Here is a 24,689-nt window from a genome sequence, read left to right as displayed (position 1 = left end):
GGAGGTGCGGCTGAAAGTTACCGATGAACTCCGGCGAAGCGGGGCCTCACCGGAGCAGAGGACCCAATCCCCCATTCTCAAAAGCTCTGCTCCGGTGGGTGGGCACCACTGAACAGTTATTGTCAATCTCTTAATCCACAAAATAACCCCGCAACTCATCGCTGACTTTCGGCAGGTACTCATGTCCGTATTCCGGCAGCTCAATCAGCTGCTTTTTTGCGTTGATCTTGTTGTAAGTAGCCATCTGCGTGATTGGAGGGACGACGGCATCCTGTAGGCCGACGACCCAGCAGACTTCGGCTTGGATGCGCGGTGCGAAATGCTGGATGTCGATGTATTCCAGCGTATCGAAGACTTCCTTTTCACGCTTATGCAGTGGGTCGCGGAACTGGAACCAGTATGGAATTTCTTCGAATGCGGAAGTCTGGGCGCCGAGCGCATAGGCTTTGCGGTAATCGGAAAGGAACGGGTAGGTGACGTAGATCCGGTAAAGATCCGGAACCAATCCGGCGCAGGCAATCGTCAGGCCGCCGCCTTGGGAAGCGCCTTGCGCATAAATCTTGGTTTCATCCACAAAATCAAGCGACTTCAAAATGCGTGCTGCGTGGGCTGTATCCAGAAAAACTTGTCGATAATAGAGGTTTTCTTTGCCTTCTTCCAAACCGCGCATGATAAGTCCTTTCATGACGCCTCCTTTTGTCTTCGTGCAGTCCTCGGATAGACCACCTTGGCCCCTGGCATCCATCGCCAATACGACAAAACCTTCCGCCACCCAACCGACTTTGTCCTGGAAATCCCCCGAATCGCCATGGTAGCCGTGGAATTGCAGCATGCCCTTTAATTTTTTGCCTGCTGTGAATTTCGGTGTCACTAGCTGACAATGCACTTCAGCTCCACCGACACCGATGAACGTCAGATGATAGAAGACTGCAACTTGTGAGGGGATAGACTCTATCTCCAATTTGTACGCAAGCGGCAGACCCTCCATTTCCTGCAAACCATCTTCCCAAAATGCATCGAAATCCTGTGGGCGTATCCCGCTTCCTGAATAGTTTTTCCAATCAAAGTGTTTCATTCGTATTTCTCCTCGTTTCTTATTTTTACAACCTTTCAGTACATGTACAGAAATTTTGGACACATCATTGCTTTACAAAGAGCAGCGTATAGGGAATAATAATGGTACCGCATACATATAAATATATACATTATAAAAAGCATGTCAATACATAGTTAAAAAAAGATATGATTATATGTTTACTTTTAAAAGTATATATGTTAAAGTGTATTTGTGGTTGAGATCAAATGAAAAACAGGCTGCGGCGACAGCTTACTGTGCATGAGCGGAAGGAAGATTTAAGGAGAGGAGCGGAAATAAGATTCGACCATCAGTATCGAATGCAATGAGTAATAAAGACATGCTTTCTTGAAAAAGCACAATTTGGCAATCAAGCAAATTGTAAAGGGTATCATTTATAGGATGTTATGCATGCAATCGTAAAAGCCGCAGTATTTACGATGGTTGGCATTCGTCAGCGAGTGAGAAAGGAGTACAGAATGTTAAGCAAAAATAGAACGAAATTATTTTACATGTTTACTTTCCCATGGATTGCAGGCTTCATCCTGCTGACAGCGGGGCCCATGCTTTATTCGCTTTATCTTTCCTTTACCAACTCTACCGGTTTTGGATCTCCGCAATGGATCGGCTTGGAGAATTATCAAAAAATGTTCACGGAGGATCCTCTGTTTTGGAAATCTATGGGGAACACCTTGTTCTACACGTTGCTGAGCGTACCATTGAGTCTAGTGACCGGTTATTTGTTGGCGGTGTTGTTGAACGCGAAGGTCAAGATGATCGGTATTTTCCGGACGATTTTCTATCTGCCTTCGATTGTTCCGACAGTTGCTACGTCACTGCTTTGGACGCTTATCTTCCAACCTAACTTCGGAATTGCAAACGCTGTCTTGGACTTCTTTGGACTGCCTACTTCGATGTGGTTATTAAGCGAACAGATGGTCAAGCCTACTTTGGTGATCATGAGTTTATGGGGAATCGGCGGGGGGATGGTCATTTACTTAGCTAGCCTACAAGAAGTGCCTGTTACGCTTTATGAAGCGGCCGAATTGGATGGCGCGAGTACTTGGAACAAATTCTGGAACATTACGGTTCCAATCACTTCACCGGTTATATTCTTTCAACTGATCATGGGCCTGATCGGATCGCTCCAAGTATTTACCCAAGCTTACGTTGTCAGCAGCGGTACAGGCGGCCCCAATTACCAGTCGATGTTCTACGTGTTTTATTTGTACCAACAGGGATTCCGTTTCTTCAATCAAGGTTACGGATCTGCACTGGCATGGGTTCTGTTCATTATCGTCCTTGTACTGACAGTGTTCATTTTTAAATTTGTCGGTAAGCAAGTTTATTATGAAGCAGGGGACTAATCATAAAAGAAAGGAGAATTTGAAATGGAGATACCGCAAGAGGCATTAAAGACAAACAAGAAATTGAGAAGCAAGAAAAAAGCAAATAAATTGAACAGACTGCTGATATACTCACTCTTGGTCTCACTTTCATTATTGTTTATATTCCCGTTCCTTTGGATGATTTTCACAGCATTCAAACCGGAAAATGAAGCGATGGCGTTTCCTCCAAGCTTGCTTCCTAAAATTTGGGACTGGGATAATTATAAGGAAGTATTCGAAGTCGTTCCATTCGCAACGTTTTATAAAAACTCCTTGTTGGTTGCGGGGCTAGGAACATTCGGTACGGTGGTTTCCAGTTCACTGGTAGCCTACGGATTTGCCCGCATAAAGGCTAAAGGGAAAGGGATTTGGTTCGCTTTGCTTTTATCCACGTTGATGTTACCGCCTCAAGTAACAATGATTCCAGTGTACGTGATTTGGTCTAAGTTGGGCTTTGTGGATACGCTGGTGCCGTTGGTATTGCCGGCTTTTCTGGGTAATTCTTATTATATTTTCTTGTTGCGGCAGTTTTTCCGTACAATCCCAAAAGAGGTTGAAGAGTCGGCTTACCTGGATGGGGCCAACACGTTTCAGATTTATTGGAAGCTGATCCTTCCAATGTCGCGTGCTTCCATCATAACGGTCACTTTGTTGAGCTTCATGGGATTTTGGAATGATTTCATGACGCCGCTGATTTATCTGCACAGCATGGAAAAATACACGTTGGCGATTGGGGTCATGCAATTCCAAGGAGCGCTGACGGTATACTGGGGACCGATGATGGCTGCAAGTACGTTGATGTTGGTACCCTTGATCATCATTTTCTTTACTGGACAAAAATATTTTGTACAAGGTATTGCGACGCAAGGAAATAAAGGATAATTATAGGAGGGAAATAAAAATGAAATTTGGGAAAAAAGCATTATATTCGATGGCAGTTATTGGTGCGACGTTATTGGCTGCGTGCGGTAGCGGAGCTGCAACGGATTCTTCTGGTCAAACTGCCAATGGTGAAGATACGATTACGTTAAAAATCATGACATGGAACAACAATCCGGAAGGAACAAAGAAAGAACAAGAAATTCTTGATGCCTTCACAAAAGAACATCCGAATGTAAAAATCGAACAAATATCTGCTACATACGCTGAGTACAATGAACGAGTATTGACAATGGCTGCGGGCGGAAATCTCCCTGACTTGCTGTGGGTTCAGCCCTCTGGATTCGGTGGTTTCGTTGAAAATGGTTTATTAACGGATTTGACCGATAAAGTTGCTGCGTTGGATACGGAAGAATTTCAGCCGGGTGTATTGGAATTGGGACAGGTTGATGGCGCACAATATGCAATGACGCGCGATCGCTCTACTGTCCAAATCGGTTACAACAAAGATATGTTTGATGAAGCAGGAATTCCTTATCCGGAAGATGATTGGACAATGGATGAGTTCCTTGAGATTTCAAAAAAACTGACGGTCAAAGAGGGTGAGCGGACTGTACAATTCGGGATAGAGAACTTCTATCTGAAAGAGCTGCTGACTGCATATGGCACAAGCATGCTTGATCCAGTGACAGCCGCTGTAAAATTGGACGATCCACAAACCATTGAAGCAATCGCCTTCAGCCAATCTTTAGTCAATGAGTATAATGTACAGCCTACTGGAGCACAACAAGAAGGGCTTTCGAACTTGTTCCTTTCCGGAGTTGCCGCGATGCGGATGACGGGGCCATGGGATTGGATTGAGTATGAAAAAAATGCTGACTTTGAATTCGATGTTGTACCATTGCCTGTAGGAAGCGATAAAGGAACGCAATCTCCTGCAGCTTATCTGCCGATCAGTATCAATGCTGATACGGAATATCCGGAAGAAGCTTGGGAATTGCTTGAATTCTTGACTTACGGCGGTGGACAAGACATCCAAGCAGAAATCGCATCAGCTGTGCCGGTTGTAAACAGAGCTGCCGATGACGTATTGTCTCTTGCTGGTGCACCTGATAATGCTCAATCACTTGTGAACCAACTGAGTGACGGAAGCATTATTTTGAACACACCTTACCATCCGGCTGTATCGGAAGTTGAGTCAAAAATAACTGCTCTGATCGAAACGTTGAATTTGAACAATACGCCTGTGGAACAGCCACTGAAAAAACTTGCTGAAGATTTGCGCAAGGAATTCAAATTGGATTAAGCGCAGATTTATCCGGATTGTTTGGGAGACTGGAAGCGCCGACGTGCTTTCAGTCTTTTTACATCATTTCTGACAGGAGGAATCACCATGCAACAAAATGCGAACAAAATGGACGTTTTCGTGCATAGGATTTACTTGTTGACCGACTTCCTTTATGAAGTGATCAAAAACAGCTTCTTTTTCTGGCTATATTTGATCAAAGGCGCCGGTATTTTTACATTGTATGCAGCTGTCGATGCTTTACTCGCGGTAAGTTCCGATGTTTTGGTAAATGAACGAAAACACACTTTTGAAAATTTTAAGCGTAATTACAAGAATAATGATCGACGAAGATTTCTTTCTGTTTTTCTCTTTTTTCTTATGCTGTATCTGTTCATCATTCCCTTTCTGCCGGCGCCAAAATTGATTGAAGAAACATTGTGGCAAGGAATCACCCATCTATTCTTATTAATGGAGGGAGGGACGTTCCTGATGTTGTTTACCCGCGAATCTTTTGAAAGAGCGTTTAGCAATTTGGAATGGTCGATACCTTTACAGGTCTACATGCTGGTAAAAGGCATGGGCTGGACAGTCCTGTTGTCAATGGGAGTATGGTTGGTTCTCTGGTTCAGTCTGCAGAACGGTATATTCCTCTTCGGTTTTGCACCAGGAATTTTGGGGATATCCAGTGTTTGGACCGTTTCAAAAATAAAGATCCGTATGGCTAAAAATCTGCAAAAAGTATCCGGACATTAAGAAATCGCCAGAAAATGATAATAGAGGTGCCCTGTGAATAAATATGTTTATGTTAATAAAGGAATGAATGAATTCCATCTTACGAACGGTAAAATCAGTTATATTTTCCGAGTGATGGAACAAACGAATGTAATGGAGCAATTATATGCCGGAAAGGCCATCCGGCATCGGGATGCATTCGGTTATCTGATTGAACGCGAAATCCGCCCCTCAAATAATCAAGTTACCGGGGATCATACGACTTCTCTTGAACATGTTAAACAAGAAATGCCGGTGTTTGGGACGACCGATTTCCGCTATCCTGCCTTGGAAGTACGTTATCCGGATGGTGATCGCATCAGTCAGTTCGAATATCAATCTTTCCGGGTCGAGGAGGGAAAACGCAAGTTGTCGGGACTGCCGACTACTTTTGCCGGATCGGCAGAAGCCACGACACTGGAGATCATTTTGAAGGACCGCTACTCGGAATTGTATTTGACACTTGCTTATACGATATTCCATGAACATGCAGCCATAACACGGCATGCTGTCATTGAAAATCGTGGGAAAGAAACCTATACTTTGGAACGTCTGATGAGTCTGAACCTTGATCTGCCGACGGATGGATATGATTTCATTCACTTGCACGGTGCTTGGGCCAGAGAAGCGCAAATCGAAAGAAAACCGCTCTTGACCGGCGTGCAGCAGGTATCGAGTACACGTGGAGCCAGCAGTCATGTACACAATCCATTTTTTGCTTTGGCTAAGGAAACCACTACCGAGAAGCAAGGCGAGGCATTTGGATTCAGCCTACTCTACAGCGGCAATTTTCTTGCACAAGTAGAAGTGGATGCTTATCATGTCACGCGTGCGATGCTAGGAATAAATCCGCATCAATTCGAGTGGGAACTGACCCCAGGGACAATCTTTACAGCGCCGGAAGCGGTGATGGTATACAGCGAGCACGGACTGAATGGGATGAGTCACACATTCCACAATCTGTACCGGGAACATCTGATCAGCCCTAAATGGTCCGGAAGTAAACGGCCAATCTTAATCAATAATTGGGAAGCAACTTACTTTGAATTCGATGAAGAAAAAATTCTGGAACTGGCAGCCGATGCGAAAAATTTAGGAATCGAATTGTTTGTATTGGATGACGGATGGTTCGGTAAACGAGACAACGATGCTAGTTCCTTGGGGGACTGGACGGTGGATAAGGCCAAGTTACCGAATGGTGTGGCTGGATTGGCTGAAAAGATACGCGAAATGGGACTGCAATTTGGACTCTGGTTCGAACCGGAAATGGTTTCGGAGAGGACTCCGATTGACGAATCGCATCCGGATTGGAAGATAGGCCATCCGAATAAGAATATTTCCCATGGACGTAACCAGTATGTTCTTGATTTTTCACGTCAGGAAGTTGTAGAAAATATTTTTGCCCAGATGGATGCAATCCTTTCATGTGGGCTGATAGATTATGTAAAGTGGGACATGAACCGCTATATTTCCGAAGCTTTTTCGCAAGCCCTGCCGGTAAGTAAACAAGGGGAAGTGTTGCACCGCTATATTCTGGGCGTCTATGACCTTTACGAAAAACTTCTTGCCAGTTATCCTGAATTGCTGATTGAGTCTTGCGCGGGTGGAGGCGGTCGTTTTGACCCAGGTCTGCTGTACTTTGCTCCTCAAACTTGGGCGAGCGACGACACGGATGCAGTGGAGCGCCTGAAAATTCAATACGGCACTTCCCTTGTGTATCCGTTGGCTTCGATCGGCAGCCATGTTTCGGAAGTTCCCAACCATCAAGTGGGACGTGTCACTTCATTGAAGATGCGCGGAGATGTGGCTACTTTTGGTACATTTGGTTATGAACTGGACAGTACGAAACTATCCGAAGAAGATAAAGCAATCATCCGGGAGCAAATCGTTCAGGTGAAAAGATGGCAGACACTGATTCACAAAGGGGATTTCTATCGTCTGATGAGTCCGTTTGATGGCAACACAACAGCTTGGATGGTTGTTTCGAAAGACAAGTCCGAAGCGTTGGTAGGTGTGTACCACGTATTGGCGAAACCAAATCCGGCATATGAACGCGTTCTGTTGGAGGGACTTGATGCCCATGCACTTTATCGGATAGAGGGGGAGGAAGCCCCCCGCTACGGAGATGATCTGATGCAAATTGGCCTTCTTTCAGGTGGAAACTATATCGGACGTGCTCAGGATTACTGGAGCCGGGAAATGTCAGGAGATTTTTCAAGTCGACTGTATCATTTGCAAACAATAAACAACAGTGAGGATGAAAAGAAATGAAAATAGATTTTCCAGAGCAATTCTGGTGGGGCGCAGCGACATCTGGTCCGCAGAGCGAAGGTCGATTCAATAAGAAACACGCCAATGTGTTTGATCATTGGTTTGAGATAGAACCGGATGCCTTCTACGATCAGGTCGGACCGGATGTGGCTTCCAATTTCTATAACAGCTACAAGGAAGATATTGCCTTGATGAAAGAAATCGGATTGAATTCGTTTCGGACTTCGATTCAATGGACGCGTCTGATTGATGATTTCGAGGAAGCGACTGTCAATGAAGATGCCGTTCGTTTCTACAATGCAGTCATTGATGAATGTTTACTCCAAGGCATCAGGCCTGTCATCAATCTTTTCCATTTTGATATGCCAATAGCGTTGCAGAAAAAATATGGCGGTTGGGAATCGAAACACGTAGTTGAACTTTACGTGAAGTTCGCCTCCAAATGTTTCCAACTTTTCGGTGATCGGGTGACCGAATGGTTCACTTTCAATGAGCCACTTGTCATTGTTGACGGCGCGTACTTGTATCAGTTCCATTATCCAAAACTTGTGGACGGCAGAAAGGCCGTTCAAGTGGCGTACAATATCGCTTTGGCTTCCGCAAAAGCAGTCAAAGCATACAGAAAGATAAATACACATGTTGACGGAAAAATCGGCATCATTTTGAATCTGACACCTTCTTATCCGGCTTCGGATGATCCAGCGGACTTGTCTGCTGCAAGGTTTGCTGATCTATGGATGAACGAAATGTTTTTGGATGCAGCTGTCAAGGGACAGTTCCCTAAGGAGTTGACTGATACGTTCCAGAAGGATGGTGTCTTGTGGGATGCGTCCGAGGCTGAACTTTATCAGATTGCGGAGAACACGATTGATTTGCTCGGTGTGAATTTTTATCATCCTAATCGGGTCCAACGTCCGGATGTTTCAGCTGACAGTTTGGCGGTCGACTGGCTGCCAACCAAGTATTTCGATGGTTTCGCAATGCCGGGGCGCCGCATGAATGTGGACAAGGGATGGGAGATATATCCGCAAGCTTTGTATGATATCGCTTTGAATATCCGTGATAATTACGGGAATATCCCTTGGTTCGTGTCGGAAAACGGGATGGGCGTTTCCAAGGAAGAACGATATTTGAACGAGGACGGCATTATCGAGGATGACTACCGGATCCAATTTATCCAAGAGCATCTATACTGGTTGGCGAAGGGAATGGCAGAAGGCTCCAATTGTTTTGGTTTCCATTTATGGACTCCAATCGACTGTTGGTCTTGGATGAATGCTTACCGTAACCGCTATGGTTTCATCTCTACCAATATCCATACTCAAGTGAAGACAATCAAAAAGTCCGGCCGTTGGTTCCGTAAGGTAGTCGAGGAGAATCAGCTGGAAGTTCCGGATACAATCGTTGCTAAATGGGCGAAACAGGTGAGTGAAGAACCAATGGAAATCGTTTTATGAGATTCAAGTCATTGCCAGTGGGGCATATTTTCGATATACTAAAAATATAGACTTTTTGTTGAGGCAGCTGCTTTTTTTGGCATTTCTCACGAAAGCTGTCAACGAGAGGGGTAAAAAGTATGCAAAAATATGTCATCATTTCAAATGATATCAGAAATAAAATTTTGAATGGCGAATATGTAGCGAATCAGCAAATCCCTTTTGAAAAGGATTTGTGTGTCCATTATAATGCGAGTAAAATGACGGTAAAAAAAGCCTTGGATATGTTGGTGTCGGAAGGTTTGATCATCAAAAGGCGCGGTTCCGGTACCTTCGTCAAGGATCTGAGTGCGGATGCCATCAACCGCATCACTTTGGCGAACCAATTCCGCGGAACGACTTCTCTGTACCCAGATAAAAAGGTTTATAGCAAAGTGTTGAATTTCTCCATCGAGAAGGTTCCGGAACTGGCTGCCAATAAGCTGAATATCGCGTCCGACAGTTTCGTTTATGACATCCACCGGGTTCGTTATGTGGATGATAAGCCGACTGTGATGGAGAAGATATATATGCCGATTGACCTCATTCCGAATTTAAAGGAGAAAAATATCAAGGGATCCATTTATGGCTATATCAAAGAAGAGCTTCATCTGAACATTCAAAGCGCTCATCGGACGATTTCTGTCCGCAAAGCGACAGATTTTGAAGCTGAGGAACTGGGTATGGAAAAAGGTGATCCGGTAGCGGTGGCGGAACAAGTAGGTTATCTGGATACCGGTAGCGCATTTGAATTCTCCACATCTATTCATCGCTATGATAACTTTTCCGCGGAGTTTGTTCTTACAAGTAATTGAACAAAAAACAAGCTGAGTGAACGGAGCGTGTGTGTATGAGTATAGTTGTATTTGATATTGGCGGTTCCTCAGTGAAATACGGATCATGGCAAGGGGATGTCTTGGTAGGAAAAGGCTCTTTTGAGACTCCGAAAAGCTGGGATGCAATGAAAAATGAGATGAAGTCAGTATTTGATGGTTTTGCGGCAACCGACTCGATTGAGGGTGTCGCTATCAGTTCACCCGGTGCTGTCGACAGCGTTGCGGGAATCATCGGAGGTATCAGCGCGGTTCCGTACCTCCATCGTTTCCCGATCAAAGCAGAATGGGAAAATTTATTCGGAGTCCCGGTCTCCGTGGAGAACGACGCGAACTGCGCGGCTTTGGCCGAAGTATGGTTGGGCGCGGCGAAGGATGTGCAACATGCTTTGTTCATCGTCATCGGATCCGGCATCGGCGGTGCGGTGATCGTGAATCGCCAATTGTTCAAGGGGAAAAATCTTTTCGGGGGCGAGTTCGGCTACATGCTGCTGGACGGGGAGAACACGCTGAGCAGATTGGGCAGCCCTGTCCAAGTCGCCGAACGCTATGGAAAGGCGATGGGTTTGCCGGACGGAGTGGCTGACGGGAAGTATCTGTTCGAAAGAGCAACAGAAGGAGAACCATTGGCTGTACAGTTTGTGGATGGCATGATCGATGCCTTGGCGCGTGGTATTTATAATCTCTCAGTCAGCTTCAATCCGGACCGTGTTATCATCGGAGGCGGCGTTTCCGTCCGTGAAGACTTGATTGCGCGCATCCGGGAGCGGACAGCTTACCATCTGAATGAGCATGGTGCGGAAGCGGTCGATCCGGACATCCAAGTCTGCGCCTTCCGGAATGACGCGAACCTGATTGGCGCTGTTGCCCACTTTCGGCAGACGGCAGGTTAGTAAGCGTTGCTGTAGCTGTTGCGATTCGGCTGTTCGGTGACTTTAACTCCGGTGAAGCTGTCCCTGGACGGAGAAGGGGCTTCGAATTCCGCCGTCCTCCGGTGGCGTCGAGCTCTCCGTAGGAAGATACCGAAAAGCAGCAAGAACTCCGGCCAGGCCGTCGTTCACCGGAGAACCGTACATTATTTTGAATTTTGACAGAATGGCCGCCTCGAATTTTTCGAGGCGGCCATTCTTTGCGAACGCTTAGTTTTTCATGCCTTCGATGAAATCGATGGCGGACTGCAGAATGTTTTTGTCGTTGTCGTATGTGATGGCCTGCAATGCTTCGTTGAACGGCATCCAGGCGAAGTCGGTGACCTCGGCATCCTGCTTTTCGATGGTTTCCGTGTGGGCGAAAGCGATGAAGTAGATGACTTCTTTGATTACGCCGGGAGCCGGCGAGTAGCTGACGGATTTCCGGAAGGTAGTGCTTAGATCGGTGCTCAAGCCGGTTTCTTCCTTGATTTCCCTCAATGCCGTTTCGACTTCCGTTTCGCCTTCCTCAACGTGGCCTTTCGGGAATGCCCAATGGCCGCCGTTTTCATGTTTGATCAATAGTACTTTTCGGTTCGTGTTATCAGGGGAAAGCACGATGGCTCCGCAGGATTTTTCTGATTTCATAGTTTAGGCTCCATTCATTTGTTATGTTTCATATAGTATAACAAAAAATCGGACTGCATCGCACCCGTATCTGACGCTGATCTATAAAGCACAATTCGTTATTTCAATACAAATCTCCAAAAAATATCCGAAACGTTCGCTTTTAACTCCATTTAAGCCCGAAAATGTGAATATTCTAATAATGAAAGCCCTTATAATTCGGTTTTTCCACTTTACAATTGTGCGTGATATCGATATAATTTTATTTGTCGTTGAAAAACGAATTATAATTTGTTTTGCAATCATTAATGTTCGTTATCAGGAGGAGAAACATGGAAGAGAAAGTACATACAGGCCTGACTTACGGTGTGGAAGACAAACCGGATTTAGGCACGACAATTGTTTTAGGGTTTCAGAACGTCATCACCGCTTTTGGCGGTTTAGTGGCAGTACCGCTTATCATTGCCGGAATTGCAGGTTTCGGGGTTGAGGATACTGCTTATATGGTCAGCGCGGCGCTTTTGGCTTCGGGTATCGTTTCAATTATTCAATCAAAAGGTTTCGGTCCGAAATGGTTCCGCGTCGGAGCAGGCTTGCCGACGATTATGGGAACTGACTTTGCTTTTGTGGCACCGGCTGCTTCCGTCATCGGTGCGGGCGGCATCACTGCCTACTTCGGCGGTACGATGCTTGGAGCCTTACTGGAAGTCGGTTTGAGTTATTTCGTAAAACCGTTATTGAAATTTTTCCCGCCGGTCGTGACCGGATCGGTTATCTCCCTGATGGGGATGACGCTGATGTCCGTTGCGATGGGCTGGGCAGGCGGCGGTTTCGGATCTGAGGACTTCGGTAATCCAATGAATATCGGTATCGCAGTGCTTGTGTTCCTTGTCATCGCTTTGATCAACCATTATGGGCCAAGCAAAATTGCGCCTGCCGCTGTTTTGATCGGTGCCGCAATCGGTTATGTCGTCTGCATTCCTTTGGGCATGGTCGACTTCGGCCAAGTCGTTGCCGCTGACTGGTTCGCGTTTCCGCAATTCTTCAAATTCGGGGTGCCTGATTTCAAGCTTGAATACGCGATTCCTTTCGTATCCGGCTATCTCGTAACCGTCATCGAAACAGTCGGCGTTATGCAGACATTGGGTGCCGTTACCGAAACGAAACTGACTGATGAAAGAATCGCTGCTGGTGTCCGTGCGGATGGTTTCGGCTCGTTCATCGCGCCATTCATCGGTTCCGGTCCTGCCGCAACCTTCAGCCAAAATGCCGGTTTGATTCCGTTGACCCGCAATGCTTCCCGTAAAGTAGCCATCATGGGCGGTATCATCATGATCGTGATGAGCCTGTTCCCTAAATTTTCTACCTTGATTTCGATCATGCCGCAACCTGTTTTGGGTGGTGCCGGCATCTTGATGTTCGGTACGGTTGCCGCTGCCGGTGTGCAATCATTGTCACGCGTTGAATTCAACAACCGCAACATGATCATCGTCGCTTCTGCTTTGGGTGTCGGTCTGGGTGTTTCCTTTGTTCCGGATACTGTGGCACAATTGCCGGGCATCCTGAGCGGCTTGTTCTCATCCGGTATTTCTGCAGGTACGATCGTTGCGTTGGTGTTGAACATCATTTTGAAAGAAAAAGACTAAAACATATGCTGCTTGAGCAGCTTGAATGAAAAGAAACACGTAAGCATCCGCTTGGTTGCTTGCGTGTTTCTTTTTGGATAAATGGAAGCATATTGAATAGACGGTATGCTTTCATTTAAGATATTCGAAAAATTATTTTGCGCGCTTTACTTCGATGCGGTAGCCATCGGGGTCCGTCACAAAGAAATAGGTGGGTGTGCCGCCTGAAAGGCCTTTTAGCTCACCGGTTTCGTAAGCAGAAGCTTTGCAAATTTCATGCATTTTTTCTAAGTCACTGACGGTCACGCCCAAATGACTGAAGCCATTTCCTACATTGTACGGCTCGGCATCGTAATTGTAAGTGAGTTCAATTTGTACAGAAGAACCGGGAGAATTCAGATAAATTAAATCAAATTTATCTTCAGGGAATTTTCTGTGGCTGGCAACTTCAAAATCAAACAGACCAGTATAGAAGTTTAAAGTAGCATCAATATCCCTGACGCGCAGGCAAATCTCAACGAGTTTTTGGTTCACAATATCATCCTCCAATATTTACTTATTTTCATTCTAACATGAATAAGGCATATAGGCATTTTATTCACCCGAAAGAATCGGACAACCGCGCTAACCGCGCATAAATAAACCCGGATGATCATCAGATATCCGGGTTTTTAATCATTATTTCTTATATCCTTTTATGCACGCATTCGCCCTGGACCCAAACTTCGCGGATGTTTTCCGGACGGCTCAAGAAGAGAATCTTGTGCAGCAGATCCTCCATCGAGAGCCCACTGTCAAAAATCGGCAGTCTCGTGTTCGGCGCGTTGACGTCGATCACTTGGACGTCCCAAACATAATTTTCCTCCAGCTGTCCGATCGGCAGGCTCAAACTTTTCCCTCCGCCGGCAGTCGCATAGTAGAAGGCCTCATTGGCACCAATGCGCGAATGCGGCAGGCCGCGTTCCGGAGGCTCGAGTGACGGATCGACGCCTTCCTCAAGCATCCGCGAGGAGATGACAGCCTGTCTGATGTTGTCGAACAGGCTGGGCGAAAAACCGCCGGAGATGTCCGTACCCAAACCGATGTCGATCCCTTTTTGAGTGAAACGGGCCGCGGGAAGCACACCGTTCGAGAAACAGACATTCGAAATCGGACAATGCGCGATTGCGGTCCCGGTTTCGGCAAACAGATCGGCATCCTCGTCCGAAAGGAAGACGGCATGCGCCATGACCGCTTTATCCTGCAAAAGCCCCATCTCATGGAGCGCAAACGTGTCGCTCTTGTGCATCCGCTCGAGGACATAATTGTGTTCCCAATCGCTTTCGCTGCAATGCGATTGGATATACGTGCCGTATTTTTTCGCCAATTCGCCGAGACCCGTCAACGCTTCATCGGTGCAGCTCGGGATGAAGCGCGGCGTCACGACCGGGTATACGCCTTGTTTTGTTGACTTGTTCAATTCCTGAACGCGTTGGATGAACTCTTCCGTGTCCGCCAATGCGGCTTTAGTGCTCTCATCGCGGTAATAAGCCGGGTTCTGTTCCTTGTCGTCCATGACCACTTTCCCGACCAAACCGCGCTGGCCTTTGTCGGCGCAAATCTGGGCCAGGAGATAGCTGGCCTCCTTATGGATGGTCGCGAAATAGAGCGCGGTCGTCGTTCCGTTCGCCAACAAGGTCGTGACGAGATCCTGGTAGACTTTGCGGGCGAAATCCAGGTCGGCGTATTTCGATTCCAGCGGGAACGTGTAGGTGCCCAGCCAATCCTGCAAAGGGATGTCCATCGCGGTGCCGGCCTGTGCCCATTGCGGCGCATGGATGTGCAGATCGATGAAACCGGGCAGAAAATACTGGCCCTCCGCGAGCGCGCGGAATCGCTCCGTATCGCGGTAGGCCTCCAAAATGCGGCTGTAATCAGCATCCTGCGGCTTCAGGATGCGCCGGATTACGCCTTCCACATCCAGACAAAACAGACAATCTTCCCACACGCTCACTTCCTGCGGCGTCCCGCTGGTGAAGGCAGTCCCCCGAAACACTTTGTCATATGCATGGTCCATCTCAATTCCTCCCGTCCTCTTTCCTTGTTTCCATTATAACACCCCGGATGAAAAGGGATAATTTCCAAGCAATCATATCTAGGCGCCGTTTTTTCGGGTATACTGAAAGTAAGAAAGCCCCAAGGAAGGAATGAAGCAGATGCCGGTCAAAATCATCGAACCCGTTTTGCCAAACGAATTGCCTGAGAAAAATTTCGCCGACAGTTTCGATCCGGATGAACCTTATATTGAACAAGCCGTCTTCAAAAATGCAACCATCGATCTGGGTGCCGGAAGAGGAGTGGAGTTCACCGAAGTCAGATTCCAGAACGTGACTTTCAGCGAAGCGACGGTGACGCAATTGTACCTGCGGGATGTCGTCTTCGAAAGCTGCGATTTCGCCAATGTCCAGCTCGATGAAGTGACGATGAAACGGGTACGCTTCGTGAATTGCCGACTAATCGGCACATCCATGACCGAAGGCTTCTTTGAGGACGTGCTTTTCCGCGAATGCAACCTGCAGCTGGCGGCTTTGGGATTCAGCAAACAGAAGAATGTCCATTATGAAAATTGCCGCCTGAATGAGGCCGATTTTTATACGTGCAAACTGAAGAAAGTCGCGTTTTCGGAGTGCGAGCTGTCCGGAATCAATTTCACGGGAACACCGTTGAAGGGAATCGACATCAGCAGCTGCCGTTTCGAACGCATCAGCGTCACTCTTGAGGATCTGAAGGGCGCGATCGTCAGTGGGGAACAGGCGCTGGCCTTTGTCGTGATGCTCGGGCTGGTAATCAAGAAGTAAAGAAATGTGAAAGATAAATAAGGAGGCAGATATGGAGAAAAAAGTTTTGGCAAGCGAACTGGCTTTGGCGATGGGTGTGATGTGCAACGCCATCGCCGTGTCGTTGATGATCAAGAGCGAATTGGGGGTATCGACGCTTTCGTCCGTGCCGGTCGTGTTGAACGAAATGTTTGCGCACGTGACGATCGGCAGTTGGAATTTTGCTTTCCAAGTCGTCCTCGTGCTGGTGATGGCCCTGATCACGCGGAAGTTTTTGGGCTATGTCTTTTCGATTGTGTTGGCTTTGCTGTTCGGGTACTTGCTGGATTTCTTCGAGTTGCTTTTTTCCGGCATCGCCGCGAACATCCCGCTGCGGATCGTCTTCTTTTTTGCCGGATTTTTCCTGTTGGCGCTGGGGATCAGCCTGATGCTGAATTGCCGGTTGCCGGCGCTCCCGTTCGATCTTTTCGTTCGGGAAATGTCCGAACATTTCGGACTGAGCGTGAAGCAGATGAAAACGGGATTCGATGTCGCCTGCGTTGTGCTGAGTGTTGTCTTTTCGGTGTTGTTCCTGGAAGGTATCGCCGGAGTCGGCCTCGGCACCGTGTTCGCGATGCTGTTCACCGGCACGGTGACGCAACATTTTGCGGAGCGATTGAACAGGCGCTTCATTTTCCAGAAAATGCTGACGCCTAAAGAACAGGCATAGTGTTGGGGCTGCCTCATAGCGGGGCAGCTTTATTGCCGCAGAATGTTGCTTCTCTTCACATTAGCAATAAAGCGAATGACATTTGTTTTCAAAGAAATGCTGTTCCAACAACGTGATTAATGAAAATGATTTTTTTCATGGAAAGGGCTTGCATCTTGTTATTGGAAGTGCTAACATGTTGTTCATAGGATTGTTACTGGTTGTGCAGGCAAAACCTAAATTGATACGAGATGATGTGCACATCATTTGGTGTTAGTTTAGGTTTTTTTTAATGGAAGGGGGAATGGGGAGAAACGATGAAAATCGGAAAAGTCTATAACAACAACGTGGTCTTGGCAGAGGCCGGAGACGCATCCGAAGTCATTGTGATGGGGAAAGGGATCGGCTTCCAGAAAAGAACGGGAGACGCGATCGACAAGTCTTTGATTGAGAAGACTTTCGTCATCCAGGAAAATGATTCAGCAGATCAATTAAAGGCCATTTATCAGGATTTACCGCAAGAAGAATCAGATGCCATTTTTAAGATCATCCAAGAAGCCGAGACGAGGCTGAATCATATCTTCCAAGCAAACGTCTACCTGACGCTTGCCGACCATATCCATTACGCCATCCAGCGGACAAAGGAAGGAATCGTATTGACCAATCCTTTGGCCTTCGAAGTGAAGAAGTTCTATCGACGGGAATACGAGCTCGGCAAAATTGGGCTGGAACTCATCGCGGAGCATACCGGTGTCATGATGGCACCCGATGAAGCGACGTCCATCGCGCTTCATTTCGTGAATGCGCAGAAGGAAGGGCAAATGATCGAAGAGACGATGAAAGTGACCCGGATCGTTCAGGACATCCTGAACATCGTCCGCTTGCATTTCGGAGTTGCCTTTGATGAAGAATCGATCTCCTATAATCGTTTCTATACCCATCTGCAGTACTTTGCGCAGCGGGTCGTCATGGGAGAAGTTTTCCAGACGGCCCCGGACACATTCCTGTTGGAACAAGTGAAGGCAAACTATCCGGCTGCCTACAAATGTGCCAACAAAATCTCGACCTATGTCGGAAGCGCCCATCATTTCCAAGTCGGGACCGACGAAATTGTTTACCTCACGATCCATATCCATCGGGTTGTGCAGCAAAAGTGAATACCTAAGATGCTCTCAAGAGGATTGTTACTGGTAAAGCAGGCAAAACCTAAGTAGACAGCAGCGGAAGAAATTCCCATGCTCTCTATTTAGGTTTTTTTTATAAAAAATAATAGAAATAGAGGGATAAAACATGAAGTATGAAGAATTAGCAAAAGACATTTTGGCTCATGTGGGCGGCAAAGAAAACGTCCGCAGCCTGGCACACTGCATCACGCGTCTGCGTTTCAAATTGGTTGACGAAAGCAAAGCGGACACGGAATACCTGAAAAAACTTGAAGGCATTGTTACAGTCATCCAAAGCGGCGGACAGTATCAAGTCGTCATCGGCAACCACGTACCTGACGTCTACGCAGCAGTCAACGCTGTCGGCGGCTTGAACGGCGGCGGTGAAGTGGAAGCTGAAGACGAAGGCCCGAAAGGCAGCCTGTTCAACCAGTTCATCGATATGATTTCGAAAATTTTCCAACCGATCCTGGGGCCTTTGGCTGCTACGGGGATGCTGAAAGGTGTGGCAGCACTTTTGGTGGCTGCAGGCATGTCGACTACTGACGGGGCCTATGTCCTGATTCAAGCAGCAGGTGACGGATTCTTCAACTTCCTACCGATCTTCCTTGCTTTCACAGCCAGCAAACACTTCAAAATGAACAGTTTTACGGCGATGGCAGTCGCAACTGCAATGGTTTATCCAGGCATGGTCAATCCAGCAGGCGTTGAACCGCTGTACACTTTGTTCGCCGGCAGCATTTTCGAATCGCCGATCTACATGACTTTCTTCGGCTTACCGGTCATCATGATGAGCTACGCTTCATCAGTTGTGCCGATTCTGTTGGCTGTTTTCCTTGGTTCAAAAGTAGAAAGTTTCTTGAAAAAAGTCATTCCGGATGTCGTGAAATTATTCATGATGCCTTTCGCGACTTTGTTGATCGTTGTTCCATTGACTATCTTGTTTGTCGGACCGATCTCCACATGGGCTGCAACATTGCTCGGTGCAGGCGTATCCTGGATCTATAACTTGAGCCCGATCGTTGCAGGAGCTGTATTGGGTGGTGGCTGGCAAGTATTCGTCATGTTCGGTTTGCATTGGGGCTTGGTTCCGATCGCAATCAATAACTTGGCGACACAAGGCTTTGACCAGTTATTGGCTACTGTATTAGGTGTTTCATTCGCACAAACCGGTGCAGTATTGGCTATTTTGTTGAAAACGAAAGAAGCAAAAGTAAAACAATTGAGTATTCCGGCTTTCATTTCCGGCTTGTTCGGGGTAACTGAGCCTGCTATCTACGGTATCACTTTACCGATGAAACGTCCGTTCCAATTGAGCTGTATTGCTGGTGCCATCTCCGGTATCGTGGCAGGTATCTTCAAATTGACGAGCTACCGTATGGGCGGCTTGGGTGTCTTCTCATTCCCTAGCTACTTGGAAGCAGATGGATCAATGACTTTCAACTTCTGGGCTTCGATCATCGTATGTGCAGTAGGACTTGTTGCTGGATTCATCCTTGTGTTCTTCTCAAAAATTCCGGTTCTTTACGGAGAAACTGAAACAGCAGCAACTGCAACAAATACAGCAACAACTTTAAACACAAACTCTGTAGTCGTTGAAGCAATGAAAAAAGACTTGAGCGCAGCTGCTGAAAAAGATTTGGTCGCAAGCCCAATGATCGGCGAAATGGTTGTCTTGTCAGATGTTCCGGATGAAGCTTTTGCGACTGGCGCACTTGGTAAAGGGATCGCAATCCGCCCGACTGTCGGCGAAGTTTATGCTCCGGCAAATGCAACTGTAACCCTATTGTTCCCGACGCAACATGCAATCGGCTTGACGACTGAAAACGGAACGGAAATCCTGATCCACGTCGGAATGGATACGGTCCAATTGGATGGTAAAGGCTTCACGAGCCATGTGCAACAAGGCGATAAAGTCGTAGCTGGCCAATTGCTGTTGGAATTCGATATCGACTTTATCCAAAAAGCAGGCTATGAAATCATCACACCGATCATCGTAACAAACAGCAATGACTACTTAGATGTCATCACGACGAAAGAAGCAACTTTGACTGACGGCGATTATCTGCTGACAGTCATCGCATAAACAATTGTAGTTAAAGTAACCCAGGTATTCGGGAAATCAAAGTAAAATGCAAGCAATATTCCCGGATAAAAACCAGATATCCGGGGAAAAAACCTAGACCGCAAGCCATATCCCCGAGTAAAAACCAGATATTCGGGAATTTGGTTTGTGGTCTCAGGCGCCCGAACCCATTTGGGATGAGTCTTCACCATTCAGGGCTGTCCCGCAATGAGTCAGACCCGTGCATAAAATAGAACCAGAAAAAGAATAGGAGCGATCACATGCAAACAGTATTTCCAAAAGGATTTTTATGGGGTGGCGCAACAGCCGCAAACCAATACGAAGGTGCTTATAATGTTGACGGAAAGGGACTGTCCGTTCAGGATGTAACCCCTCAAGGCGGATTTGGGCCGATCACTGACGGACCTACACCTGACAACATGAAATTGGAAGGGATCGACTTCTACCACCGTTATAAAGAAGATATCGCCTTGTTTGCGGAAATGGGCTTCAAAACCTACCGTACATCGATCGCGTGGACACGCATCTTCCCGAATGGCGATGAAGCTGAGCCGAACGAAGCTGGCTTGCAGTTCTACGATGACCTGTTCGATGAATTGGCAAAATACGGCATCGAGCCGCTGATCACTTTGTCCCACTATGAAACACCGCTTCACCTTGCCCGCGAATACGACGGTTGGGTCAACCGCAAAATGATCGGCTTCTACGAAAACTACGTGCGCACGGTCTTCACGCGCTACAAAGACAAAGTCAAATACTGGTTGACGTTCAATGAAATCAACTCAATCATCCACGCACCATTCATGAGCGGCGGGATCGCGACGGCTCCTGAAAAATTATCCAAATCTGACTTGTATCAAGCTTGCCACCATGAGTTGGTAGCCAGCGCTTTGGCAACAAAAATCGGCCACGAAATCAATCCGGACTTCAAGATCGGCTGCATGGTCATCGCAATGCCGACTTATCCATTGACTTCCCATCCTGACGATATCATCGCGGTGATGGAAGCGGATCGCCAAAACTTCTTCTTCTCGGATGTGCATGTACGCGGCACGTACCCTGGCTATATGAAACGCTATTTCCGTGAGCACGGCATCGAGCTGAACATCACGCCGGAAGACGAAGAAATCCTGAAAAACACAGTCGATTTCGTTTCCTTCAGCTACTACATGAGTTCGACTGAAACGGCTGATCCTGAGAAGAGAAAAGCAGGCGAAGGCAATATCTTGGGCGGCATTCATAATCCGTACTTGGAGGCTTCCGAGTGGGGCTGGCAGATCGATCCAAAAGGCTTGCGGGTTATCCTGAACACCTTCTGGGATCGTTACCAAAAACCATTGTTTATCGTCGAAAACGGCTTGGGTGCTGTCGATCAACTGGTTGAAGGCGAAGACGGCCAATTGACTGTCAACGACGACTACCGCATCAATTACCTGAACGACCACCTGGTGCAGGTTGCTGAAGCAATCGCAGACGGTGTCGACCTGATGGGCTACACAACTTGGGGCTGTATCGATTTGGTCAGCGCTTCGACTGCAGAATTGAAAAAACGTTACGGCTTCATTTATGTCGACCGTCATGATGACGGATCCGGCACACTGAACCGTTACAAGAAAAAATCATTCAACTGGTACAAAGAAGTCATCGCTACAAACGGCGCATCTTTGGTGAAGAAATAGGGGGAAATGTCATGTCAGCAGGTAAAGGATTTCCGGAAGGTTTCTTCTGGGGCGGCGCCACTGCCGCCAATCAATTTGAAGGCGGTTGGGATGCCGACGGAAAAGGTCCGTCGGTCATCGACCAACTGACCTGCTCACGCGATTTTTCGGAGCGCTTCGCCGGTGTCGGTGATTACTATCCTTCGCATCTCGGCATCGATTTCTACCACCGCTACAAGGAGGATATCGCTTTGTTCGCTGAAATGGGCTTCCGGATGTTCCGGATGTCGATCGCTTGGACACGGATTTTCCCGCAAGGCGACGAGCTGGAACCGAACGAAGCCGGTTTGGCCTTTTACGATGCTGTCTTCGATGAATTGGCGAAATATGGCATCGAACCATTGGTGACAATTTCGCATTTCGAAATGCCGCAATATCTGGTCGACCACTACGGTGGCTGGAGAAACCGCAAACTGATCGGTTTTTTTGAAAGATACGCAAAAACATTATTTGAGCGTTACCAAGGGAAAGTCAACTATTGGCTGACCTTCAATGAAATCAACATGGCGACTTTCCTGCCGCAGATTTCGATCGGTTCAAAAGCCGAAGCGGGCGAAAGCCAGGAAGAAGTCATGTATCAAGCCTTGCATCACCAATTCGTCGCCAGTGCCTTGGTAACGAAAGCGGCGCGGGCAATCGATCCCGACAACCGCATCGGCTGCATGATCGCCTATGCGCCGGCCTATCCGTTGTCGGCAAGACCGGAAGACGTCTGGGCAGCGCAACGAAAAGAAGAAGAAAAATTGTTCTTCTCGGATGTCCATGCCCGAGGGTACTACCCGCCGAGCAAACTGGCTTACTTTGCTGCCAAAGGAATAGACGTCATCTTCGAGCAGGGCGACGAGGAAATCCTGGCCGCGCATACGGTCGACTTTATCTCCTTCAGCTATTACGCTTCCAGCGCGGCCAGCTTTGCGCAATCCGGCGTGCCGGGCGAAGGCAATGCCTTGATGGGCGAGAAGAACCCGTATTTGGCTGAATCCGAGTGGGGCTGGCAAGTCGATCCGTTGGGTCTGCGCGTTGCCTTGAACACGTTCCATTCCCGTTACCAACTGCCACTGATGGTGGTCGAAAACGGCTTGGGCGCTGTGGATGAGATCGTCGACGGCAAAATCCACGACAATTACCGCATCTCCTACCTCCGTGACCACGTCAAAGCGATGCGCGATGCGATCGTCTTGGACGGCGTCGATCTGGTCGCCTATACGTCTTGGGGCTGCATCGATCTGGTTTCGGCCGGGACAGGCGAGATGGCCAAGCGTTACGGCTTCATCCATGTGGACCGCCACAATGACGGTTCCGGAACATTGGACCGACTGAAGAAGGATTCCTTCTACTGGTACCAAAAAGCCATCGCCAGCAACGGCGAGGATTTGGACTGAACAACAGAATAGGCAATCCCCTGTTCCACAGCACGCTGATGCTGTGTTACAGGGGATTTTTTTCGTGGCTTATTGCTGCTCGGGTTGCGATTGTCCGATACCGAAAAGAAATCGGACAACCTCAGCCCCGATAAGGGGGAAGTTGTCCGATCAAACCTGTTTATCCGATTTTCTTCAAAAAATACGAGAACACCGAAAGGTCATCCGTCAATTCCGGATGGAAAGCGGTGACCAGCACGCGGTCGTTTTCGGCCGCTACAATCTTTCCGTCGATGCTGGCCAACGCCCGCACGCCCTCGCCGCTGGTGCGGATGTAAGGGGCGCGGATGAAGACGGCTTCGACCGGTTCCGGCAGATCGCCAAAAGGCAGCAGCGCTTCGAAACTGTCGATTTGGCGCCCAAAGCCGTTGCGTTCGACCTCGATATCGATGAAGCCGAGCCGCAATTCATCAGGAGCGTGGCTGCGGTCGGCACTGCAGAGGATCAGCCCGGCGCAGGTACCGAAAACCGCTTTGCCTGAAGCGAAAAAGGCCCGTAACGGTTCCTCAAGACCCTGTTCGCGGATCAGGCGGCCGATCGCCGTCGATTCGCCGCCGGGGATGATCAATCCGTCCAGCCCGTCCAGATCGGCTGGCGTTTTCACGGCTGCGGCAGCGACGCCCAATCTGTTTAGTGCCTGCAGGTGCTCGGTGACGGCACCCTGCAAGGCCAATACGCCAATTTTTTTTGCCATGCTTACCAGCCTCTTTCCTGCATGCGCTCGGAGGCGTTCAGGGTGCCGATGTCGATCCCTTTCATCGGCTCGCCCAGACCTTTGGACAATTCAGCCAAGAGGGCATAGTCTTCGTAATTGGTTGTCGCGCGGACGATGGCGCGGGCGAATTTTTCCGGGTTCTCTGCTTTGAAGATGCCCGAGCCCACGAAGACGCCGTCCGCACCCAAGCTCATCATCAAGGCCGCGTCAGCGGGAGTAGCGACACCGCCGGCAGCAAAGTTCACGATCGGCAATTTCCCGAGCGCTTTGATTTCCTTGACCAGTTCGTAAGGGGCGCCGATTTCCTTGGCGAATGTCATCAGTTCGTCATCTGCTTTCGTGATCAACAGGCGGATTTGGCTGTTGACTTTGCGCATATGGCGGACGGCCTCCACGATATTGCCGGTTCCCGGCTCGCCTTTTGTACGCAACATCGCTGCGCCTTCACCGATGCGGCGCAAGGCCTCACCGAGATCACGACAACCGCAGACGAAAGGAACGGTGTAGTCGGATTTCAATAAATGGAATTCCTCATCGGCAGGGGTCAGCACTTCGCTCTCGTCGATATAATCGACTCCCATCGCTTCCAGGATGCGTGCCTCGGTGATGTGGCCGATGCGTGCCTTCGCCATGACGGGGATGCTGACTGCGTTCATCACTTCCTCGACGATGGTTGGGTCCGCCATCCGGGCAACCCCACCGGCTGCGCGGATGTCCGAAGGTACGCGCTCCAAAGCCATGACCGCTACGGCACCAGCCGCCTCGGCGATGCGCGCCTGCTCCGCGTTCACGACGTCCATGATGACGCCGCCTTTTTGCATCTGCGCCATCCCGCGTTTTACTTTTTCCGAACCGATGATTTTTGTTGTCATAATTGTTCCTCCTTGGGTTAGATGATAAATGGATTAAAGAATGGTTAAATCATAATCCCTTTTGCAAAAA

General features: G+C 48.1%; 21 protein-coding genes. 15 read left to right on the top strand and 6 right to left on the bottom strand.

Going from position 1 to position 24,689, the window contains the following annotated elements; translation table 11 throughout:
* Positions 1-130 precede the first annotated feature (130 nt).
* Positions 131-1,075, bottom strand: a complete 945-nt coding sequence (locus tag BMX58_RS02035; protein WP_068621541.1) for an acetylxylan esterase — start codon at positions 1,073-1,075, stop codon at positions 131-133.
* A gap of 479 nt (positions 1,076-1,554) precedes the next feature.
* Between BMX58_RS02035 and BMX58_RS02030 the strand changes: the two genes are divergently transcribed.
* From BMX58_RS02030 to BMX58_RS01995, 8 genes are all read left to right on the top strand, one after another.
* Positions 1,555-2,442: a carbohydrate ABC transporter permease gene (locus BMX58_RS02030; RefSeq protein WP_068621539.1), complete on the top strand. Its 888-nt coding sequence runs from the start codon at positions 1,555-1,557 to the stop codon at positions 2,440-2,442.
* A 24-nt stretch (positions 2,443-2,466) separates the two neighbouring features.
* Positions 2,467-3,345, top strand: a complete 879-nt coding sequence (locus BMX58_RS02025) for a carbohydrate ABC transporter permease (RefSeq protein ID WP_068621536.1) — start codon at positions 2,467-2,469, stop codon at positions 3,343-3,345.
* Between the two features lie 19 nt (positions 3,346-3,364).
* Positions 3,365-4,648, top strand: coding sequence for an ABC transporter substrate-binding protein (locus BMX58_RS02020; protein ID WP_068621533.1), 1,284 nt, complete (start codon positions 3,365-3,367; stop codon positions 4,646-4,648).
* 87 nt (positions 4,649-4,735) lie between these two features.
* The gene (locus BMX58_RS02015) at positions 4,736-5,383 is read left to right on the top strand and encodes a DUF624 domain-containing protein (RefSeq protein WP_068621531.1); all 648 of its coding nucleotides are present in this window, start codon (positions 4,736-4,738) and stop codon (positions 5,381-5,383) included.
* A 63-nt stretch (positions 5,384-5,446) separates the two neighbouring features.
* A complete protein-coding gene (locus tag BMX58_RS02010) occupies positions 5,447-7,672 on the top strand; it encodes an alpha-galactosidase (RefSeq protein ID WP_068621639.1) in 2,226 nt (741 codons plus the stop codon).
* The gene (locus BMX58_RS02005; RefSeq protein ID WP_068621529.1) at positions 7,669-9,129 is read left to right on the top strand and encodes a glycoside hydrolase family 1 protein; all 1,461 of its coding nucleotides are present in this window, start codon (positions 7,669-7,671) and stop codon (positions 9,127-9,129) included. Before BMX58_RS02010 ends, BMX58_RS02005 begins: the two co-directional genes overlap by 4 nt.
* Before the next feature lie 119 nt (positions 9,130-9,248).
* Complete coding sequence (locus BMX58_RS02000) at positions 9,249-9,962, top strand: GntR family transcriptional regulator (protein WP_068621526.1); 714 nt, start codon at positions 9,249-9,251, stop codon at positions 9,960-9,962.
* Positions 9,963-9,997: 35 nt separating this feature from the next.
* Complete coding sequence (locus BMX58_RS01995; protein ID WP_068621524.1) at positions 9,998-10,873, top strand: ROK family protein; 876 nt, start codon at positions 9,998-10,000, stop codon at positions 10,871-10,873.
* Positions 10,874-11,119: 246 nt separating this feature from the next.
* Here BMX58_RS01995 and BMX58_RS01990 read toward each other — a convergent pair whose 3' ends face one another.
* Positions 11,120-11,536, bottom strand: a complete 417-nt coding sequence (locus tag BMX58_RS01990; RefSeq protein WP_068621522.1) for a bis(5'-nucleosyl)-tetraphosphatase — start codon at positions 11,534-11,536, stop codon at positions 11,120-11,122.
* A gap of 311 nt (positions 11,537-11,847) precedes the next feature.
* Here BMX58_RS01990 and BMX58_RS01985 point away from each other — a divergent pair, with 311 nt between their 5' ends.
* Entirely contained in the window at positions 11,848-13,161 is a 1,314-nt protein-coding gene (locus BMX58_RS01985; protein WP_068621520.1) for a uracil-xanthine permease family protein, read from the top strand.
* A 132-nt stretch (positions 13,162-13,293) separates the two neighbouring features.
* Here BMX58_RS01985 and BMX58_RS01980 read toward each other — a convergent pair whose 3' ends face one another.
* On the bottom strand, positions 13,294-13,674 hold the full coding sequence (locus tag BMX58_RS01980; protein WP_068621517.1) for a VOC family protein: 381 nt from the start codon (positions 13,672-13,674) through the stop codon (positions 13,294-13,296).
* Between the two features lie 151 nt (positions 13,675-13,825).
* A complete protein-coding gene (gene guaD / locus BMX58_RS01975) occupies positions 13,826-15,196 on the bottom strand; it encodes a guanine deaminase (protein WP_068621515.1) in 1,371 nt (456 codons plus the stop codon).
* 139 nt (positions 15,197-15,335) lie between these two features.
* Between guaD and BMX58_RS01970 the strand changes: the two genes are divergently transcribed.
* From BMX58_RS01970 to BMX58_RS01945, 6 genes are all read left to right on the top strand, one after another.
* Positions 15,336-15,977, top strand: coding sequence for a pentapeptide repeat-containing protein (locus BMX58_RS01970; protein ID WP_068621512.1), 642 nt, complete (start codon positions 15,336-15,338; stop codon positions 15,975-15,977).
* Positions 15,978-16,008: 31 nt separating this feature from the next.
* Positions 16,009-16,665, top strand: a complete 657-nt coding sequence (locus tag BMX58_RS01965) for a DUF6198 family protein (protein WP_068621510.1) — start codon at positions 16,009-16,011, stop codon at positions 16,663-16,665.
* A 296-nt stretch (positions 16,666-16,961) separates the two neighbouring features.
* Positions 16,962-17,801, top strand: coding sequence for a BglG family transcription antiterminator LicT (gene licT, locus BMX58_RS01960; RefSeq protein ID WP_068621508.1), 840 nt, complete (start codon positions 16,962-16,964; stop codon positions 17,799-17,801).
* 133 nt (positions 17,802-17,934) lie between these two features.
* A complete protein-coding gene (locus tag BMX58_RS01955) occupies positions 17,935-19,893 on the top strand; it encodes a beta-glucoside-specific PTS transporter subunit IIABC (RefSeq protein ID WP_068621506.1) in 1,959 nt (652 codons plus the stop codon).
* Positions 19,894-20,153: 260 nt separating this feature from the next.
* Positions 20,154-21,572 carry a glycoside hydrolase family 1 protein gene (locus BMX58_RS01950; RefSeq protein ID WP_068621504.1) on the top strand — a complete coding sequence of 473 codons (1,419 nt, stop codon included), beginning with the start codon at positions 20,154-20,156 and terminating at the stop codon, positions 21,570-21,572.
* Positions 21,573-21,583: 11 nt separating this feature from the next.
* Positions 21,584-22,993 (top strand): 6-phospho-beta-glucosidase, encoded by a 1,410-nt coding sequence (locus BMX58_RS01945; RefSeq protein ID WP_068621501.1) that lies wholly within the window; start codon positions 21,584-21,586, stop codon positions 22,991-22,993.
* Positions 22,994-23,153: 160 nt separating this feature from the next.
* Here the strand turns inward: BMX58_RS01945 and pdxT are convergent, their stop codons facing one another.
* Together pdxT and pdxS are read right to left on the bottom strand one after the other, a co-directional pair.
* Positions 23,154-23,726, bottom strand: coding sequence for a pyridoxal 5'-phosphate synthase glutaminase subunit PdxT (gene pdxT / locus BMX58_RS01940; RefSeq protein ID WP_068621499.1), 573 nt, complete (start codon positions 23,724-23,726; stop codon positions 23,154-23,156).
* A 2-nt stretch (positions 23,727-23,728) separates the two neighbouring features.
* Positions 23,729-24,619 (bottom strand): pyridoxal 5'-phosphate synthase lyase subunit PdxS, encoded by an 891-nt coding sequence (gene pdxS / locus BMX58_RS01935; protein ID WP_068621496.1) that lies wholly within the window; start codon positions 24,617-24,619, stop codon positions 23,729-23,731.
* Positions 24,620-24,689 lie beyond the last annotated feature (70 nt).

Source organism: Trichococcus ilyis, assembly GCF_900109135.1.
Lineage (GTDB): Bacteria > Bacillota > Bacilli > Lactobacillales > Aerococcaceae > Trichococcus > Trichococcus ilyis.
Note: the sequence above shows the minus strand (reverse complement) of the source record. Positions and strands in the feature narration are given on the sequence as shown.